This is a genomic window from Lachnospiraceae bacterium JLR.KK002, assembly GCA_036941025.1.
GTDB lineage: Bacteria > Bacillota > Clostridia > Lachnospirales > Lachnospiraceae > Petralouisia.
On sequence record JAYMNP010000001.1, the window covers coordinates 2,900,256 to 2,918,405 of the forward strand.

Sequence of the window (18,150 nt, forward strand, 5' to 3'; positions counted from 1 at the left end):
GTAATTATAGTACCATAAAACCTCCAATAAGTGTGCACAAACTTCACAAAAATTGCAACCTGTTTTTATAAGATTTGTACAGTACCATTTGCCTATCCCTCTGGAATTCCATAGTAATTTTGCACAATTTACCCTTCAAATAAGGCTTCAAACTCATCCCGGCTGATTTTTTCCTTTTCCAGAAGAAGATCCGCGCATTTGTGGAGAATCTTCTCATGCTCCAGCAGAATACCTCTGGATTTCTGATAGCATTCGTCAATAATGCGCTTGATTTCCTGGTCAATGACTCCGGCAATATTTTCTCCGTAAGATCTGGTATGCGCCAGATCCCTTCCGATAAACACTTCGTCGTCTTCGTTGTCGTAATTAATCAGACCCACATGCTCTGACATACCGTATTTGGTTACCATGGCTTTTGCCACACTGGTAGCCTGTTTGATATCCTGAGAAGCTCCTGTGGTAATATCATCAAAAATCAGTTCTTCCGCCACTCTGCCGCCCAGATCCACAATAATTTCCTGCAGCATCCGTCCTTTGGTGTTAAACATCTCTTCCCGCTCCGGCAGAGGCATGGTATAGCCTGCCGCTCCCACGCCGGTGGGTATGATGGATACGGAATACACCGGGCCCACATCCGGCAGCACGTGGAACAGAATGGCATGGCCTGCCTCATGGTAGGCTGTAATCCGTTTCTCCTTGTCCGTAATAATCCTGCTCCGCTTCTCCGAGCCGATTCCTACTTTTACAAAGGATTTCCGGATATCTCCCTGGATAATATATCCCCGGTCTTCTTTTGCCGCATAAATTGCCGCCTCATTCAGAAGATTCTCCAGATCCGCTCCGGTAAACCCGGCAGTAGTCTGGGCAATCTGTTTCAAATCCACATCATCGCCCAGGGGTTTGTTCTGCGCATGGACCTTAAGAATTTCTTCACGTCCGCCAATATCCGGCCTTCCCACATGAACCTTTCGGTCAAACCGGCCGGGACGCATAATGGCAGGATCCAGAATATCCACACGGTTGGTAGCCGCCATCACAATAATTCCTTCGTTGACGCCAAAACCGTCCATTTCCACCAGAAGCTGGTTCAGGGTCTGCTCCCGTTCATCATGTCCGCCGCCCATTCCGGTGCCCCGGCGTCTGGCCACTGCGTCAATCTCATCAATAAATACGATACAGGGTGCATTTTTCTTGGCTTCCTCAAACAAATCACGGACACGGGACGCACCCACGCCCACAAACATCTCCACGAAATCAGAACCGGAAATGCTGAAAAAGGGCACGCCTGCCTCTCCGGCCACAGCCTTGGCCAGCAGCGTTTTACCGGTTCCCGGAGGCCCTACCAAAAGAACCCCCTTTGGAATTCTGGCTCCCAGCTTCGTATATTTTCTGGGCGCCCGCAGAAAATCCACCAGTTCTTCCAGTTCCTCTTTTTCCTCTTTCAGGCCTGCCACACTTCCAAACGTTACTTTTTTATTCTCGTCAGTGGTCATTTTGGCCCGGCTCTTGCCAAAATTCATCATTTTACTTCCGCCGCCGGAAGCCGCTGATGCGTGATTGGTCATCATAATATAGAAAACAAACAGTACAGCAAACAAAATCAGAGTGGGAAGTATGGAAATCAGCCAGTTTTCCTCCGGCATCTCCTTCACCACATAATCTGCAAAATCATAGGATTTCATGGTTTCCTGCAATGTATTGATATCCGATACATACAGCACTTTCCCGCCGCCTTTGCCGGAATCTCCTTTCAGCGTTACATCCGCCTGGCCGCTGGGTACTTCCCGGTTCTGGGAAACCACCACTGACACCACATTTTCACTTTTCAGATCCTGTTCAAACTGTGCATAAGTATACAGGCCATTCTGCCCGAAACCGGAGGAACTGTCCCGCAGAATCCAGAGTAGCGCCAGAACGGCGATGGCTGCAAGATACAATCCAAACGCCCGGTTGCGTTTCTGTGCATTCATATTTCTTATGCCTCCTCTCTCATTGACTGTCTTTTTTAATCATTTATTTCTACTACTCCCACATAGGGAAGATTTCTGTAATGCTGCATATAATCAAGGCCATAGCCCACCACGAATTCATCCGGTATCTCAAATCCGGTATAATCCACATGCACATCTGTCACCCGGCGTTCCGGCTTATCCAGTAATGTGCACAGTTTCAGGCTTTTGGGCTTCCTGCTCTTCAAATTCTCCAGTAAATAGCTTAACGTCCTGCCGGAGTCCACAATATCTTCCACCACCAGTACATGCTTTCCTTCAATGGCTTCATCCAGATCCTTGATGACTTTTACCACACCGCTGGATTTGGTGTGATTGCCATAGCTGGAAACGGACATAAAATCAAGGGAGACCGGCACCGTCAGCCTTTTTGCAAGCTGGCAGGTAAAAAACACTCCGCCTTTGAGCACGCTGACCAGATGAACTTCCTCCCCGTTATAATATTCACTGATTTCTTTTCCCATCTCACAGATTCTTTTTTCCACTTCTTCTTCTGAAATTAGCACACGAACTTTCTCACTCACAAATATTTCCTCCATATACCCGTATCTCAAGAATTCTTCTGGTGTCCTCTGTCACTTTTACATCTTCGCCAAGCCTGCTGCCTATCACCCAGATTACATGGGTTTCGTCCGTGAGAAGCAGTATACGCTCCCGCTCCGGCCCCGGTATCTTTTCATCAATGAAAAACTTTTTCAGTTTTTTTCGTCCGCCCTCCGGGCTGATGATCAGAAAATCCTTCTCCCGACGTGTTCTTAATAGCATGGTGCCTTTTATTTTATCATAGTCCAGCCATTTCGTATATATCTTTTTGGGAATTTCTTCATTTTGAAGATTATTTTCCAGCAATCGGGTGTGTATTTCATATCCCAGGAAAGAAATTTTCAAAATCCCCTCCGGCGGCAGTATCCAGGCGTCCTCCGTGCCGGATATTTCCCCGGACATTTCCTGCCGGTTTTTCAGCACCACCCCTTCATACGTCCGTTCTCCCGTGATTCCGCAGGGAAAAGAAATACTCCTGCCCGTCTGTTTCTCAAACAATTCCCGCAGATTCTGCACATGGAGTCCGGAAATATCCCTGCTGCTGCCTGCTGCTTCCGCCAGGGCCCGGTGCAGGAGGGCTTTCTGCAGAACCGGCCTTTCCTTACAGAGCTTCCCGGAAATACAGATTCCCTGTGTATCCCGGTAAATATATCTGTCTGTTATCTCTTCCGCCAGTTCCTGAATCAGCCCCTCCGCCTCTGCCGCCTGCAGGGCCGCCTGATTCATATGGGCCACCGCCTGGGAGTTGATTTCTGCCAGCACCGGCAAAATCTGATGACGTATTTTATTCCTGGTATACTCCGTTGACCGGTTGGTTTTGTCCTGACAGAAAGGCTGCTTTTTTTCCGTCAGAAATCCTTCGATTTCTTTTCGCTCCACACACAGCAGGGGACGGATAATATTGCCCCGCACCGGAGGGATTCCGCACAGGCCCTTAAGCCCTGTGCCCCGCGCCAGATGAAACAGCACGGTTTCCGCACAGTCGTTCTGATTATGGGCCACTGCAATTTTGTCTGCCTCAAATTCTTCGGCTGCCTGTGCAAAAAATCCATACCGCAGAGTTCTGGCTCCTTCCTCCACTGTCATTTTATGTGCCCTGGCGTATTCCCTTGCCTGGCAATGGAATATTTTACATGGAATCCGGCGCTGTCCGCATAATTCTTCCACAAATCGGGCGTCCCGCCTGCTGTCTTCTCCCCGGATTCCATGTTCCACATGGACTGTGCACAGACGGATTTTCCCGGCCTTTGCCATCTCCTGCAGAATCAGCAGCAGACAGACGGAATCCGCGCCGCCGGATACCGCCGCCAGCACACAGTCCCCCTTTTTCACCATATGATGTTCTTCCATAAAAGCCATAATTTTCTTTTGCATCTATTTCTCCCAGATTCCTGCCACCAGCACCGTCATGTCATCCGGCACCTTTCCGGCAGTAAACAGTAAAATCCGTTCCAGTATCTGTTTGGCCATCTGGCCCGGATTGTTTGTCTCCACGGTTTCCAGAATTTCCTGCATGGTATCCTCCGGCACGGGGACATGTAAATCATCCAGAACTCCGTCTGTCACCTGCACCACAAAATCTCCGTCTTTTAACTGCCTGCTGATTTTCTCGATTTCAAGTTGCTGGAAGATTCCTGCCGGAAGGCTGCCGGATGAAATGCACTCTACTTCTTCTCCCCGCTTGATGAAGGTGGCGGCAGCGCCGATTTTGTAAAAATCACAGATTCCCGTGTACAAATCAATGGCTGCCAGATCCACCGTGGAAAACATCCCTTCTTCTCCCTGAATTACCATGGCGGAATTCATCATACGAATGGCTGTCTCTTTCCGGAATCCCGCTTCCAGAAACTTCTCTATTAACTCTATCACCATTTCACTTTCCTTACAAGCATTGATTCCGGAACCCATTCCGTCCGATAATGCCATAACGCATTCCCCGCCTTCCAGCTCCAGAAAGGAAAAACTGTCTCCGGACACCTGGGCCCCGTCTCTGGTAAGCCTGGCTACTCCCTGCAGTGCATGATACAGGGTATCTTCCTCAAAAGTCAGAAAACTTTCTTCTTTTCCAAGCAGAGAACGGACGTATTTTCCAGGAACCATATCACGCCGCAGCCCCTGGCTGACTCCCCTGGCCAGCTCTTTTACCGGTACGCAGTTTCCCCATTTGGAGGCGGCAGTCATCTGCAGGGACAGTTTTCCGTTCTGTCTCTCATACAGATGGATTTCTCTGGCGGTAATCCCCCGCTCTTTCAATCTGTATTTTACAGCATTCAGGAGTTTATTCTCCTGCCTGCTGATATCTTTATATTCCCTGGCACAGTCTTCCATAATATAGGCCATGGCGTCCAGCTGTTCCGCAATAATCCCCCTGTTCTCCAGCAGGCGGTTATACCAGGCCAGATTCAGTTTTGCCTTTTCAAATACCCCCACCGCTTCTTCTATGATACTGGCAGACCAGGGACATCGATCCGCCAGCTCCCGGTGCAGTTCTTCCTCCGCGCTGCCTCTTTTTTCCAGGGAATGAAAGAGCCGGAAAAAAAGCTCGTACATGGGACTGGTATCTTCCTGCCAGCAGATGGCGCACTGGTCGCAGGACATACAGATTTTCCCGGCAATCTCCTGCTGCATTTTTCCCATTTCCTCCGGCTCAAAATTACTTTTGAAATTTTCCATCCGGGAAAATATCTGAGACAGGCCGCTGAAGGACTGTGCATAGGTCTGGAGCTTTTCTCCATGCTCCGGCGCGGTCTGCCCGGCTCCCTGCTTCCCCTCCCCGCCGGAAAAACTCCATTCCAGGAAACCGTGAAGTATGGGCGTCAGCACCAGCACCATACCGCACACCAGTACGGATTCCAGAATCCCCATCCACACCACTGCCCGGTTGCGCACCTGCAGCAGTTCTCCCGCCAGGGTAAGCAAAAACACGCTGATTCCTGCAGCTCCTGCCCCTACACAGGTACGGCAGCTTTTGCCTGCCCATTCCACCAGCCGTATTACCACTGCTGTCACCAGAAGTATCATGGTATATTTGGCCATCGCCTGTACCGGCACAAACAACGCCATACCGAAAATACTGAAAATCAAAAGCAGCGTACGGTTCACTTCTTCCATATAGCAGGCAGTGAAAAATCCCGGTATCAGGGGATAACATCCTGCGAATGCTCCTTTTGCCGCCAGCATGGCCAGTCCGTACAATCCGATTTCTTTCCATCTCATTCCCGTTCTTTTTGCTCCGTTCATATCTCATCCTCCTTCTTGCCCGGCTTTTGTCTGTACCGGACGTGCAGGAGTTATTATAAAAAGGAGCGGCTGAAATGTTTGTCAAACCAGGGACAGGTTTTCAAAAACTTTTAGACAAAAAGCCCCTTAGAACCACTGCTTATGGCGATTCTAAGGGGCTTATGCTTTTTAGGAAATTCATGGCTGCCCTTCATCACTGTACGGACAGATTCCCCGGAAAGCTATTCATCTTCTGCTGTTTTCTCCTTGAAAATAATCTCATTGGAGTATACAAGTCCCAGTCTGGTCTTGGCCACCTGTTCTATGTATTCCCTGGTACCTACATATTTCTCATATTCTTTCAGTTCACCCTGCCGGACCTGCTCTGTCTCAAGCTGAGCCTGAAGTTCCGTTTCCTGTGTCTTATAAGATTCATTCCGCTGATATACGGATACAATCTGTACGGACATAACGCCAATCAGGGTAAAGACAATCAGTGAAATGCATATGATACTGGACTTATTCTGTTTTCTTCTTCTGCGCAGCCTGGTCCTCTCCGCACCTGACCTCCGTGCTCTTTCACGCTTTTCCATACGATAACCTTCCCCTGGCTGCAGCCGCTCCCGTTTCGGAACAATCTTTCCCGGTGAACTGCCGCCTATAATTTGCATACTCCTATTCTAACTGCTTTCCATATTTTTTTCAATTGTTTTTTGAAAAACCGCAGGACTTTTTTCGCCCTCTTTTTCGCAAATCCTGCCGGCCTTTTCAGCAAACGGGCTGTCCACACCAGAGGCCGGCTTGCAGCAAACAGTATTTTTTCCAGCAGAAATACGCTTCCTTTTACTACCCAGCGGCTGAACAGCAGGTTATAGCATAACATCCCTGCCACCACTCCGCCAATTACGAATCCCCGGATATAACCGCTGTTCTCCCGGTACAGCATGGCAAACAGCGCCACCGCGCTGCCAATCCAGAACAACAGGTCCTCCGCCCCCGTCATCCAGGATTTATGGGAAACCAGCCTTCGGATAATGCGAAGCAGATCATACACAAACAACAGTATCATTCCTGTCAGGAAAGAGGCCAGCAATACGTCTGCTTCCTTTAAGATTCCTTCGCTTATCTGCATTACTTAAACAGTCTTCCCAGAAAAGATTCACCCTGTCTGGAGGCGGGCTTCATATCCGAGTAGGTTAAACTGTCGATTTTTCCTTCGATGTCGATTTCTCCCTTTTCCAGAGTCAGACGGTTTACGTGAAGATCATTCCCTTTTATCATCAGCATACCCAGCTCCGTTTCCAGAAGAATTTCTCCCACATCAAAGGAAAGCACATCTATCACTCCGTTTAACACTCCGTTCTTACGGTTGGATATTACAATCTTATGGCTGCCTCCCGCCGCTTTTTCTTCCATTCAAAAACCTCCTTCCATATTTCCGGGACTATGGATGTCCTTTTTAAATATATGAAGGAGGGATGGTTTTATGCGTATATTTACAGATATTTAAATAATTCTTTTGCTTCTTCCTTCCGGTTGGTATCCTGCACCGCCAGAACTTCCACTTTTACATTTTTTGTACCGAAACCAATGTCAATCACATCTCCCGGCTTTACATCCAGGGATGCCTTGGCCACTTTTCCGTTTACCGATACCCGTCCTGCGTCGCAGGCTTCGTTTGCCACGGTTCTGCGTTTAATCAGACGCGATACCTTTAAAAATTTATCCAGTCTCATAATTGTTTTCCTTTCCTGGTTATTATATTACTTTGCAAATAAATCTGAATGAGTTCCTGTTCGGGATGCAGTCAGTATCAGATGTTCTTTATCTTTTGCATAAATCAGAATCCAGTCCGGTAAAATATGACATTCACGAAAACCCTCATAATTTCCAGTCAATCCATGGTCCCGGTAACATTCATCCAGGTGTTCTTCGCTCAGGAGAGCATCAATTACTCTCTCCAGCAATTTCATATTATAGCCTCTCTTTTTTACACGCTTATAGTCTTTCCGAAACTGTCCGGTGGTCACTAATTTTAACATCATTCATCATCCTTTTCCCCATCCAGCTCTTCAAAAAGTTCCTGTGCACAGGAATAACTTTTTACCTGTAACTGCCCGGCCATAATAGTTTCAGTCTCTTTCATAGCCAATTCTGTTTCGGCATTATAGCGTGGCTGCTTCATTTCAAAAGGCAGACCGCCTTCCATAATAGATTTGCGCAGAAAAATGTTAATCGCATCTGTAACTGTAATTCCAAAACTGGAAAACAGTTTTTCTGCGCTGGATTTCGTTTCAGGATCAATACGAATATTAATATTTGCCGTTTTTGCCATGTGCTCCACCTCCCTGTGACTTTAACTATAGTATACACAAAATGTATTAACATTGTCAATACATTTTAACGCACGTGAGCGGATTGCGTAGCAATAGAGTTACTGTTCACACCCTGCGGGTGTTCCAGTAACGGCATCTGGCCCGGAGGGACTTTATCTCATAGGAAATCCATGAACTTTAACACTTCACAGTGACACAATATTTCCTGTAAAAGAAAACGAATTTCGTTTTACGAAATTCTGCGCCGCAAATGTATCGCCCTGGCGATATCTTTCCTTTGCATTTGCGTGCGTATCTTAATTATTATTCTATAGAAAGGCACTTTCACGCGTTAGCGTGACAAGGGCTTTCCTATAGAATAATAAAAGGGCTTTCCTGAGAAAGCCCTCCGTAATGTCATAAACTTAATTATGCGTTAATCATATCTTTTAAAGCCTTGCCTGCCTTAAACTTGGGTGCTTTGGAAGCCGGGATAACCATTTCCGCACCGCTCTGAGGATTCCTTCCGGTTCTTGCTGCTCTTTCGGAAACCTCAAAGGTACCGAATCCAACTAACTGAATTTTTTCTCCCTTTTGCAGTTCTTCCGTAACTACGTCAGTGAATGCCTTTAATGCTTTCTCTGCGTCCTTTCTGGACAACTCCGCTTTTTCAGACATGGCTGCTATCAGTTCTGCTTTGTTCATGACAATATTCCTCCTCTGGATTCTTACTTGTTTATTATGGTTCGGGTCTGTCCAGGTACACATCGCGCTTTCTCTTTTCCGATTTAAAATGAATTTGTTTTACCGCCCGATACGGGCAAAATTATCCCACTTTCAGGATGAAATACCTTTTCAGGATTACCCACACACATATTTATACTTGTTTTTATATTGTTTGTCAAGAAAAATTCCACATTTCAGAGGATTTACAGCATTTTATCAATCATGGCCAGCACTTCTTTTCCCAGTTTCTCTGATTTCTCATCTGCCTCGGCAAGGGAAGCGCCTTTTACGCCATAATAGAATTTCACCTTGGGCTCGGTGCCGGAAGGTCTGACGCACACCCATGCGTCGTCTGTCAGATCATAATAGAGCACATTGGAGGAAGGAAGTCCGGTGGGCGCTTCCTGTCCCTCTGCCAGATTCCGGATGGTGCCTTTCTTATAATCTCTTGCGGAAACAACCTGGTATCCGCCGATTTCCGCCGGGGTGTTTTCCCTTAAGGTATTCATGATTTCCTGAATCTTCTCCAGCCCTTCGATTCCTTTCAGGGTGATGGCCTTTACATCGTCTTTGTAGTAACCATAACGTTCATACATGGCAATCATAGCGTCCCAGAGGGTCATATTTCTGGTTTTATAGTAAGCGGCCGCTTCGCACAATGTCATGGAAGCCACTACCGCATCCTTGTCTCTCGCGTAAGTTCCGGTCAGGCAGCCATAGCTTTCTTCCATACCGAACAGGTAGGTTCCGTTTCCGGTATTTTCAAATTCCAGAATCTTCTGGCCGATAAACTTGAATCCGGTAAGCACTTCCACCAGAGCAATTCCATAGTATTTCGCAATAGCGTCCGCCATATTGGTGGATACAATAGATTTGATAAAAGCTCCGTCTGCAGGAAGCCCTCCCTGTTCCTTTCTCTGGCTGATCACGTAATCTCCAATCAGGCAGCCGGACATATTTCCGGTAAGGCTGTGGTATTCTCCGGTTTTGGAGTCCTTTACATATACTCCGAGGCGGTCTGCATCCGGGTCTGTGGCCAGAATCAGATCTGCATCTACTTCTTTTCCCAGCTTTAAGCCCAGCTGGAAGGCTTCTTCCGATTCCGGATTGGGATAGCTGACTGTGGGAAATTCTCCATCGGGCAGCTCCTGCTCCGGCACTACATATACATGCTCAAAGCCCAGCTCCTTCAGCACACGGCGCACCGGGATATTTCCGGTTCCATGGAGAGGGGAATATACAATCTTCATATCCTTTGCCACTGCGTCAATGCAGTCCTGCCGCAGAACCAGACTCTTTAACTCTTCAATATAGGGATCGTCAATATCTTTTCCAATGGTGACGTAAAGTCCCGCCTTCTGTGCCTCATCCTTGTCCATGGTCTTTACTGTGGCATAATCGGTCACTTTCTTTACCTCATCCATAATACCTTTGTCGTGGGGCGGTGTAATCTGGGCGCCGTCCTCCCAGTACACTTTGTATCCGTTATATTCCGGAGGATTATGGCTTGCAGTAATGTTGATACCTGCAATACAGCCCAGCCGGCGCACTGCATAGGACAGTTCCGGCGTAGGTCTTAAAGACTCGAATACATATGCTTTGATTCCGTTTGCAGCCAGGCACAATGCCGCTTCATCTGCAAATTCCGGTGACATTCTCCGGGAATCGTATGCGATTGCCACACCTTTGGCCTGTCCGTTTACAGAGGCAATATAATTCGCAAGGCCCTGAGTTGCTTTGCGCACCGTATAAATGTTCATACGGTTGGTACCGGCGCCGATTACGCCGCGAAGGCCTGCTGTTCCAAATTCCAGATCCATGTAAAAACGTTCTTCTATTTCCTTTTCATCCTCGGCGATTCTCTGTAATTCCGCTTTGGTCCCTTCGTCAAAATATGGGTTGTTCAACCACTCCTGGTACATTTCCTTGTGATCCATGTTAATCCTCCTCGTTTTCCTTTCTGCAGCTTTTCCTTTCTCCGGAATCAAGCTACTTTTATCATACTTCATGGAATGATATTTCTCAACTGTTTTTTGAAAAAACTGACAGTTCAGGGTAACAGTTCAGCCCAGGACTTTGCGCCTGCTGCAAAGTCTGTGAGAATGTGTAATGGTTGAGAAGAATCCGGCCTCTTTGCCGAAGGCAGACTGGAACAGGCCGGATTCAGTAACTATGAAGCCGCAGGCTGAATCGTTACAGACAGTTCAGCCTGCGGCTTCTCTGTTACATTGTTCCGTCTCCTAATTCCCGGTGCCTGAAGCATTATCGGGCGTTACATTGTTTCTGTTGTTATTGTTGTTATTGTTGCTATTATTGCTATTATTGTTATTGTTGTTATTATTGTTATTATTGTTATTATTGTTATTATTGTTATTATTGTTATTATTGTTATTGCTGTTGGATGTTGCGATGGTCTCATCCGAACTTTTATCACTGAGCTTAATGGTCAGCTCCGCAGTTTTGGAATTGACAATCAGAATTCTGCTCCATTTCTCATAACCGTCGGCCTCTGCAGTCAGACGGTGGGTTCCGTAACGCACCTCCACTGCCTTGCTGATATCTGTCAGGTTCCCGTCCAGATATACTTTCGCATTCTCCGGCTCCACTTTAAAGCGAATCTGGCAGAATTTCGGCCCCTCGCCTTTCAGTTCATCCAGATTTACCAGAGTCTCCTGATTGGCCTCCACCTGAATTTCCCGGCTCCCTCCATATCCGTCATTGGCAACCGAAAGAAGATAACTTCCCTCCGGCACCTCAATCCGCATCTGAGGCGTAATCTTCATGGAAAGGAGATTTCCGATGGTAATATAACCGCCCTGAAATACTTCCGTATTCTGCAGAGCTACGGTTCCGTGGCCTGCCATGACCTGAATGGTATAAATCTGTTTGTCCAGGCCTTTCAGGCATATGGTATCCTGTTCGCTGATGTCTGAAAGGGCAATCCTGCTGTTATTGTGAAAAATTCCCACATTGTCATCAAAGAAATATGTGGTGCCGCCCACGCTCACGGTCTGCATTTCTTTATCCAGGGTGAAATTATGCAGGTCATCATAGGAAAATACCGTGCTGGAAATCTGCACATTGGTCAGGGTCTCCCCTCTCCGCTCAATAGTTACCAGTTCTCCCGCTGAAATCTGGTCAATGGTCAGATTATCCCCGTATTTTCCTTTGATATAGGTTGCCCCCGTATAATTAAAAGGTTTCTCACGGGTGGTATCCCGGTCCTGCAGCGTCATGATTTTCCGTTCCGAATCAACGGCTGTCACAATATACAGCTTGCCGTCGTCTTTGGGGACCTCCACTTCCTCAAGGCCAAGATCCTCGTTATCCCGTCTCCCGGTATAGATTTCGCTTCCGTCCGTGATTTTCTTCTGGCCGGTTCCGCAGCCTGCCAGTATAAAAAGCAACAGCAGAATCCAGCTTATCCGGTATATTTTTTTCTTTTGCACGCTTATTCCTCCTTATATCCCCGAAAGTCCGGCCCCGCGATTCATTCCCTTTTCTCAGGGCAAATCTCCAATCAGGTGCAGAAAACTCTCCCTGGCTTCATTCTGGGAAATAAATTTATCCAGCTTCTCCAGATTTCTTCCGCATACCCAGGCTTTGCTGGTATTAAAGTAATGGTTTGCTATCTTCCAGAATTTCTCCGGATAGGCAAGGCGGATGTAAAGCTGCCGCATTTCCTGCTGGCTCAGCGCCCGTATCTTATGGTAGGCGCTCAGCATATCCATGCCCAGTCCCATATTCCAGTTGTGCTTTTCCAGAATTTTACGCATGAAATTCCCCAAATCCGACACCTGAATATCATAGGTGGCCTTTTCAAAATTCAATACTGCAATTCCCTGCCTGGTGAACAGTACATTGTGCTGATTGTAATCCCCGTGACAGATACCGTAAATCCCTGCTCCGGCCCCGCTCTCTTTCTCCAGTTCCTGTTTCTGGATGCTGGTCACCTCCAGCGCTTCCCCGAAAAACATGTCGAAACTTTTCAGAAATGCCATCTCAAAATCATTTTTCTTTTTCCGGGAGGAAATGAAATTACGCACTTTTTTCAGTTCTCTGGTATGGCGCTCATTTTCCTCTAACAGAGTATCTTTCCGGATTTGAAGATAGCCCGGTATTTCTTCCGGAAATGTTCTCAGAATATTATGTATATCGGCAAGCTGCCGGATTGCCTTTAAAATATCGTCTCTGCTCTTCGTATCGCATTCTCTGCCTTCGTACCAGTCCCGCACCATATAGACGGTACCGTCCACGTCCCGCACTATGGTTTTGCCCTCTCCTGTCCTGACCACACAGTCAATCCGTTCTTGTCCATGTTCCTTTAAAAATTCTAACAGACCGCACAGGAAATCTGCCCTTCCTTCGGAGCCTCTGTATTCTTTTAAAATTTTCAACCCCTGATTCGTATCGCAGATCCATGCTCCTCTGCCTTTGGACGTCTGCTTTACTTCAAACGGATACTGTTCCAAAATCAGATTTTCTCGATTATACACATAAACCCCTCCACCATGATATTCACAGGCTTATTTCCTGTGTCTTTCTATCATATGTGAAAGGGTCGGATTCTATTCAGCTTTTCTTTCAGTTTTCAGCAATTCCAGCAATTTTTCTCTGGTATTGTCCTCCGGGACCTCCAGCACGTGATCCAGCAGATGTTCCAGAACATCTCCCATCTCTTTTCCCGGCTCCATGCCCTCCTGAATCAGATCTTTCCCGTCCACGGCCAGTTCCCTTAATGTCAGGCACTGGTTTTTATCCAGAATTTCCTGATAAATCCGGCGGTATTCTTCCAGATAATCCAGCTTCTCCTTCCGCTTGTAGCGGTTTTTTGCCAGGGTATCCGCCAGCTTTACCTCAAATAAATCCGGATACTGGCGAAGCCCAACCCGGTGCATGGCCCGCCGGACTGCTGCTTCCTTCAGCTGGGGCCTGTGATCATGCCAGGCAATCAGAGCTGTCACTCTGTCTATGGTATCATTGTCAAATTTCAGCCTCCTGAGAATCTCTCCTGCCATACGTGAGCCTATATTCGGATGGCCGTAAAAATGATAGGTGCCTCCCTCATCCTGGGACTTACACACCGGCTTCGCCACATCATGAAACAGCATGGTCAGCCGGAGCACCTTGTCCGGCCGGATATTCTGAAGAGCCGCAATGGTGTGGTCCCCCACATTATAACAGTGATGGCGGTTATTCTGGGGCGTGTCCATCATGGCGTCAAATTCCGGCAGAAATACGGCGGTCATACCGGTCTCGTAAAGTGTCCGCATTTCTTCCGGATGGTCGGATACCAGCAGTTTCACCAGCTCCGTCTGGATTCGTTCGGGGCTGATGGCTCCAAGATTCTCCGCCAGGGAGGTAATCGCCTGCCTGGTCCTGTCCTCTATGGTAAATCCAAGCTGGGCCGCAAACCTTACTGCCCGCATCATCCGCAGAGCGTCCTCCCTGAACCGGTCTTCGGGATTCCCCACACAGCGGATTTTCCCTTCCTGCAAATCTCTGATACCGTCAAATACGTCAATCAGCCCTTCCCGTTCGTTATAGGCCATGGCGTTGATGGTAAAATCCCTCCGTTTCAGATCTTCAATTAAATCTGAGGTGAAGATTACTTCACTGGGATGGCGCCTGTCCTGATATTCTCCGTCTATCCGATAGGTAGTCACCTCAAACCCTTCTCTTCCTTCCAGAACCGTTACGGTTCCATGCTGAATGCCCGTATCCACGGTTTTGGGAAACAACTGTTTCACCTGCTCAGGAGAAGCAGAGGTGGTAATATCCCAGTCTCCCGGAACCCGCCCCAGAACAGAATCCCGCACGCAGCCTCCCACTGCCCAGGCCTCCCATCCTGCGTCTGTCAGGGTATCAATAATAAACTTCACTTTTCCGGGTAACTGTATTGTCATTCTCCGTCTCCTATTTGCACAAACCTGCCACTACCTGACTGATCACTTTTCCGTCTGCCTTACCCTTCAGCTCGGCCATTACTGCTTTCATAATCTGGCCTTTATTCCCGGTTGCCACAATCTCCGCAAATTTCTCCGTAATGTAAGTCCGTACCTCATCTTCTGACATAAGAGCAGGCGCATATTCCTGAATCACATCATACCGGAGCTGATATTCCGCCAGCAAATCCGTCCGCTCCGGAGGGCAGGTATCCAGCTGCTCTTTTGCTGTTTTCAGTTCCTTTAAAATCACCCGGTCCACCAGAGCTTCCGGAATGGCATCCCGGCATCCCTCGTCGATGGCCGCCTTTTTTACTGCGGAAACCAGCGCGGAAATGGCGTCTTTGCGCCCCTTCTCCTTCGCCTTCATGGCTGCTATCATATCACTCTGCAATGTTTTTATTTCCATCTGTCATTCCTCCTGTCTCTATAAAACTCTCCGCACAGTAATAATCGGGCGGTAAGTTGCGTTGTCATACCCTACGATTCCGTACGCAGTTCCTTTGGCGTGGACAATCTGTCCGTTTCCCATATAAATAGCCACATGTCCTGCATAGCAGATTAAATCCCCTGCCTGAGCATTGGCATAGCTCACTTCTTTTCCCACGGAACGCTGGGAATAGGAATAGCTTGGGATGCTGATTCCAAAATGGCCATAGACATAGCTGGTAAACCCGCTGCAGTCCGCTCCTGTGTTAGGGTCTTTCCCGCCCCACACATAGGGATTTCCCACAAAGGATAACGCATAGTTCACCACAGCGCTTCCGCTTACTCCGGTGCTGAAAGCCGGATTTTTATTTCCGCCGCCTCCCGTATTATCAGCCGTACTTCCGCCGCCGCTGTTTCCGGAATTGCCGGAAGTATTGCTGTTCCTGTTGGCGGCCGCCGCTGCTGCCGCTGCCGCAGCTTCTTCCGCTTCGCGACGTTCCCGCTCAATCCGTTCATTTTCCTGAGCAATAATGGTATTCTGGGCATTGATGGTGTCCTGATATTTTGCTGCCAGCGTCCGGGCCTCCTCCATCATGCCGCTGAAATTATCCACTTCATGTTCTTTCTGGGCAATGGTAGTCTCGAAATTCTCCTTTGCCACCTGAAATTCCTGCTGCTTTACTTCCAGTGCCTGAATCTCTTCCTCCTGCTGCTGTTCTAACATGGCCACCTGGTCTTTGGTGTTCTGATACTCTGTCAGCAGTTCTCTGTCATATTTGTAAACTTCGTTGACATATTCCACCCGGTTCAGCAGGTCCGCAATGCTGCCGGATTCCAGAATACTGGTGAGCATGGTGGAATTTCCCTTTTCATACATAAAGCGAATCCGCAGCTTCATGGCCTCGTACTGGTTCTTTTCATCCACTTTGGCCTGCTCCAGGTCTGCTTTTGTCTGTTCCAGCTCGTCCTGTTTCACTGCCAGTTCTTCTTCCAGCGTGGACAGCTCTATCATAACATTAACCAGTTCCGCATCCAGCCTGTCGATTTCGCCCCGCAGCTCCTGCTGCTGTTTTTCTATCTGATTTATCTCATTCTGTTTTGACTTTAAATTCGCTTCCGCTTCCTTTTTCTTCTGTTCCGCATCTGACTTCTTGTCCGCCAGCGCTATGGAAAACTGTGAAATTCCCATGACAATTACCAGCAATACTGCCACCAGCTTCTTTGACTTCATGCAAATCTCCTTTCTGAGTAAACTCATCACGCTCAGCCTGCCGACTGGTCATGATTTTTTTGTACAAAGTGATTATAACATCATCTTCCCATGATAGCAACCGGAGAACGTTTGTATCAAAAAAGGCAGCAAAAGTTTTTCATGCTTTTGCTGCCTTTTTCGGCCTTTTCCTATCCCACTGTTTTGATAATCAGTATTTTATCCCCTCCTTTTATCTGCTCGGAAGGCAACTGGTTGGTTTTCACAATTTCTGAAATGGTGGTATAATTTTCCCTGGCAATATTCCAGAGCTGGTCGCCTTCTTTGGCAATATAGCCGATAATGCCGGGACTTTCCTGAAGTTCTTCCATATTCAGAGGTTCTTCCTCCACTTCTTTTATCTTATGAATATTCTGCTGCTCAAACACAATGCAGTTCAGGTTCAGCACTGCTTTTACTTCCACCTGGCTGCTGTCTGTCATCACCGTGGTAAGCTGGTCGATTCCTGTCTGCAAATGATAACGGCAGGACCGGTTGATTTCCGGCACCTCAATCAGATAATGGAAGGGCAGAATGTCCTTCATGGAAGCCACCGGCATCCGGTCGTCTGCTGTCACATACAGTATATTAATCTGAAGGGTCCCTTCTACCTGAATGCCTCCTTCCACAATTTCTGTCTGTTCCACCACCGCAGTCCCTTCGCTGGCACAGATTTGCAGTATGGGCTCCTGATTTTTGTCCAGACTCATTTTTTCTGCAATTTTACATTTGGAAGCGTTGCGCAGCAGCAGCTTTTCAAAGACTGCCTCCTGATAAACGGGAGTCAGTTTCTCATTTACCGCATACAAATCTGCCACTACCTGGTCTTCGCCTTCGGTAAATACCTGTATTTCCAGATCCATCACCAGTTCCAGATGGAGCATACGTTCTTCTCCGTCATAATCGGGCTTCGCCTCCAGCTCAATTCCTGCAATATCGTACGACACATCACATACCATGTCGTCGCTGCAGCCATTGCAGTCAATCATCCCGTTAAACGGAAGGGCTGTCTCTATCCACTGTAAATGTTCTTCTTCCTCCTCCCCTTCATATAAGACAAATACAAGGGCCTCTCCCTTAATGTTAAGCTGACTGTCCATCAGGCGCATTTCCACACTGCGGAGCTGGACGCTTTTCCACAAAACCTGCCGGATATTCGGCTTGTTGGAGGGCAGCAGAATTTCTTCTTTAAAGCGCCAGGTATCCTTTTTGGCCAGAAACAGTTCCATGGCCGAAAGGGTCTGTTCCAGAAGCTGGATGCCGCCTTCCCGTTCTGCTCCTGTTATAATTTCCTCATCGTAAATCTCATCAATTTCCGCCTCCAGCGCCACCAGCGCCTTTACGCTGAGCTTTCTGGAATTGATAATGCCAATGGACAAATCTTCCATTTCCCACCGCATTTTGGCTGTATCATACTCGTTGGCCCCGTCAATGGCAAGGCTCTCCTGAAATGGAATTTCCCCGCTCATACTGTTAATCCGGCCTTCTTCCTGGTCGCTTCGGTATAACAGGGAAAATTTCAGAACGCCTTTCAGCCACACATGGTCCTGGGTGATGGTGGTTTCATCCAGCCGGATTTCTCCCTTATCCAGAATAATCCGTATCAGATCCGGTTTTGTGTCCGGCACATTGAAATCATCATCCAGGGTAATCTGTGTGGCAGCTTTTCCTTTTTCCCGATTCATATGTATATATTTTTTTGATAATTCCACAAT

General features: G+C 47.6%; 18 protein-coding genes. All 18 read right to left on the reverse strand.

The window, feature by feature from the left end; all coding sequences use genetic code 11:
- Positions 1-128: 128 nt before the first annotated feature.
- The 18 genes from ftsH to VSQ32_14215 all read right to left on the reverse strand — a co-directional run bounded on the left by ftsH (position 129) and on the right by VSQ32_14215 (position 18,147).
- Positions 129-1,970, reverse strand: a complete 1,842-nt coding sequence (gene ftsH / locus VSQ32_14130) for an ATP-dependent zinc metalloprotease FtsH (GenBank protein ID MEH2943964.1) — start codon at positions 1,968-1,970, stop codon at positions 129-131.
- Between the two features lie 35 nt (positions 1,971-2,005).
- On the reverse strand, positions 2,006-2,533 hold the full coding sequence (hpt, locus tag VSQ32_14135) for a hypoxanthine phosphoribosyltransferase (GenBank protein ID MEH2943965.1): 528 nt from the start codon (positions 2,531-2,533) through the stop codon (positions 2,006-2,008).
- Positions 2,526-3,926: a tRNA lysidine(34) synthetase TilS gene (tilS, locus tag VSQ32_14140; GenBank protein ID MEH2943966.1), complete on the reverse strand. Its 1,401-nt coding sequence runs from the start codon at positions 3,924-3,926 to the stop codon at positions 2,526-2,528. The genes hpt and tilS overlap by 8 nt, the downstream gene beginning before the upstream one ends.
- Positions 3,927-5,792 carry a SpoIIE family protein phosphatase gene (locus tag VSQ32_14145; protein MEH2943967.1) on the reverse strand — a complete coding sequence of 622 codons (1,866 nt, stop codon included), beginning with the start codon at positions 5,790-5,792 and terminating at the stop codon, positions 3,927-3,929.
- A gap of 221 nt (positions 5,793-6,013) precedes the next feature.
- On the reverse strand, positions 6,014-6,442 hold the full coding sequence (locus VSQ32_14150; GenBank protein MEH2943968.1) for a septum formation initiator family protein: 429 nt from the start codon (positions 6,440-6,442) through the stop codon (positions 6,014-6,016).
- Positions 6,430-6,903: a spore cortex biosynthesis protein YabQ gene (gene yabQ / locus VSQ32_14155; GenBank protein ID MEH2943969.1), complete on the reverse strand. Its 474-nt coding sequence runs from the start codon at positions 6,901-6,903 to the stop codon at positions 6,430-6,432. Before yabQ ends, VSQ32_14150 begins: the two co-directional genes overlap by 13 nt.
- Complete coding sequence (gene yabP, locus VSQ32_14160) at positions 6,903-7,187, reverse strand: sporulation protein YabP (GenBank protein ID MEH2943970.1); 285 nt, start codon at positions 7,185-7,187, stop codon at positions 6,903-6,905. Before yabP ends, yabQ begins: the two co-directional genes overlap by 1 nt.
- Before the next feature lie 80 nt (positions 7,188-7,267).
- Positions 7,268-7,507 (reverse strand): RNA-binding S4 domain-containing protein, encoded by a 240-nt coding sequence (locus tag VSQ32_14165; protein ID MEH2943971.1) that lies wholly within the window; start codon positions 7,505-7,507, stop codon positions 7,268-7,270.
- Between the two features lie 27 nt (positions 7,508-7,534).
- Entirely contained in the window at positions 7,535-7,813 is a 279-nt protein-coding gene (locus VSQ32_14170) for a type II toxin-antitoxin system YafQ family toxin (protein ID MEH2943972.1), read from the reverse strand.
- Positions 7,813-8,106, reverse strand: a complete 294-nt coding sequence (locus tag VSQ32_14175) for a type II toxin-antitoxin system RelB/DinJ family antitoxin (protein ID MEH2943973.1) — start codon at positions 8,104-8,106, stop codon at positions 7,813-7,815. Before VSQ32_14175 ends, VSQ32_14170 begins: the two co-directional genes overlap by 1 nt.
- A gap of 409 nt (positions 8,107-8,515) precedes the next feature.
- Positions 8,516-8,854 carry an HU family DNA-binding protein gene (locus VSQ32_14180; GenBank protein ID MEH2943974.1) on the reverse strand — a complete coding sequence of 113 codons (339 nt, stop codon included), beginning with the start codon at positions 8,852-8,854 and terminating at the stop codon, positions 8,516-8,518.
- Between the two features lie 161 nt (positions 8,855-9,015).
- The gene (locus VSQ32_14185) at positions 9,016-10,749 is read right to left on the reverse strand and encodes a phospho-sugar mutase (GenBank protein MEH2943975.1); all 1,734 of its coding nucleotides are present in this window, start codon (positions 10,747-10,749) and stop codon (positions 9,016-9,018) included.
- Positions 10,750-11,052: 303 nt separating this feature from the next.
- Positions 11,053-12,261, reverse strand: coding sequence for a PEGA domain-containing protein (locus tag VSQ32_14190; protein ID MEH2943976.1), 1,209 nt, complete (start codon positions 12,259-12,261; stop codon positions 11,053-11,055).
- Positions 12,262-12,315: 54 nt separating this feature from the next.
- Positions 12,316-13,308: a CotS family spore coat protein gene (locus tag VSQ32_14195; GenBank protein MEH2943977.1), complete on the reverse strand. Its 993-nt coding sequence runs from the start codon at positions 13,306-13,308 to the stop codon at positions 12,316-12,318.
- Positions 13,309-13,380: 72 nt separating this feature from the next.
- On the reverse strand, positions 13,381-14,718 hold the full coding sequence (locus VSQ32_14200) for a CCA tRNA nucleotidyltransferase (GenBank protein ID MEH2943978.1): 1,338 nt from the start codon (positions 14,716-14,718) through the stop codon (positions 13,381-13,383).
- A 10-nt stretch (positions 14,719-14,728) separates the two neighbouring features.
- Positions 14,729-15,166 (reverse strand): GatB/YqeY domain-containing protein, encoded by a 438-nt coding sequence (locus VSQ32_14205; protein MEH2943979.1) that lies wholly within the window; start codon positions 15,164-15,166, stop codon positions 14,729-14,731.
- A gap of 18 nt (positions 15,167-15,184) precedes the next feature.
- Positions 15,185-16,417 carry an NlpC/P60 family protein gene (locus VSQ32_14210; GenBank protein MEH2943980.1) on the reverse strand — a complete coding sequence of 411 codons (1,233 nt, stop codon included), beginning with the start codon at positions 16,415-16,417 and terminating at the stop codon, positions 15,185-15,187.
- A gap of 170 nt (positions 16,418-16,587) precedes the next feature.
- Positions 16,588-18,147, reverse strand: a complete 1,560-nt coding sequence (locus tag VSQ32_14215) for an SPOCS domain-containing protein (protein ID MEH2943981.1) — start codon at positions 18,145-18,147, stop codon at positions 16,588-16,590.
- Positions 18,148-18,150 lie beyond the last annotated feature (3 nt).

Bases quoted from the DNA above. Each gene is read 5' to 3' on its own strand.
- VSQ32_14165 (MEH2943971.1), bottom strand. From the start codon at position 7,507: ATGAGACTGGATAAATTTTTAAAGGTATCGCGTCTGATTAAACGCAGA.
- VSQ32_14170 (MEH2943972.1), bottom strand. From the start codon at position 7,813: ATGTTAAAATTAGTGACCACCGGACAGTTTCGGAAAGACTATAAGCGT.
- ftsH (MEH2943964.1), bottom strand. From the start codon at position 1,970: ATGAATGCACAGAAACGCAACCGGGCGTTTGGATTGTATCTTGCAGCC.
- VSQ32_14175 (MEH2943973.1), bottom strand. From the start codon at position 8,106: ATGGCAAAAACGGCAAATATTAATATTCGTATTGATCCTGAAACGAAA.
- VSQ32_14205 (MEH2943979.1), bottom strand. From the start codon at position 15,166: ATGGAAATAAAAACATTGCAGAGTGATATGATAGCAGCCATGAAGGCG.
- VSQ32_14210 (MEH2943980.1), bottom strand. From the start codon at position 16,417: ATGAAGTCAAAGAAGCTGGTGGCAGTATTGCTGGTAATTGTCATGGGA.
- VSQ32_14150 (MEH2943968.1), bottom strand. From the start codon at position 6,442: ATGCAAATTATAGGCGGCAGTTCACCGGGAAAGATTGTTCCGAAACGG.
- VSQ32_14180 (MEH2943974.1), bottom strand. From the start codon at position 8,854: ATGTGTACCTGGACAGACCCGAACCATAATAAACAAGTAAGAATCCAG.
- yabP (MEH2943970.1), bottom strand. From the start codon at position 7,187: ATGGAAGAAAAAGCGGCGGGAGGCAGCCATAAGATTGTAATATCCAAC.
- VSQ32_14145 (MEH2943967.1), bottom strand. From the start codon at position 5,792: ATGAACGGAGCAAAAAGAACGGGAATGAGATGGAAAGAAATCGGATTG.
- VSQ32_14185 (MEH2943975.1), bottom strand. From the start codon at position 10,749: ATGGATCACAAGGAAATGTACCAGGAGTGGTTGAACAACCCATATTTT.
- yabQ (MEH2943969.1), bottom strand. From the start codon at position 6,903: ATGCAGATAAGCGAAGGAATCTTAAAGGAAGCAGACGTATTGCTGGCC.
- VSQ32_14200 (MEH2943978.1), bottom strand. From the start codon at position 14,718: ATGACAATACAGTTACCCGGAAAAGTGAAGTTTATTATTGATACCCTG.
- tilS (MEH2943966.1), bottom strand. From the start codon at position 3,926: ATGCAAAAGAAAATTATGGCTTTTATGGAAGAACATCATATGGTGAAA.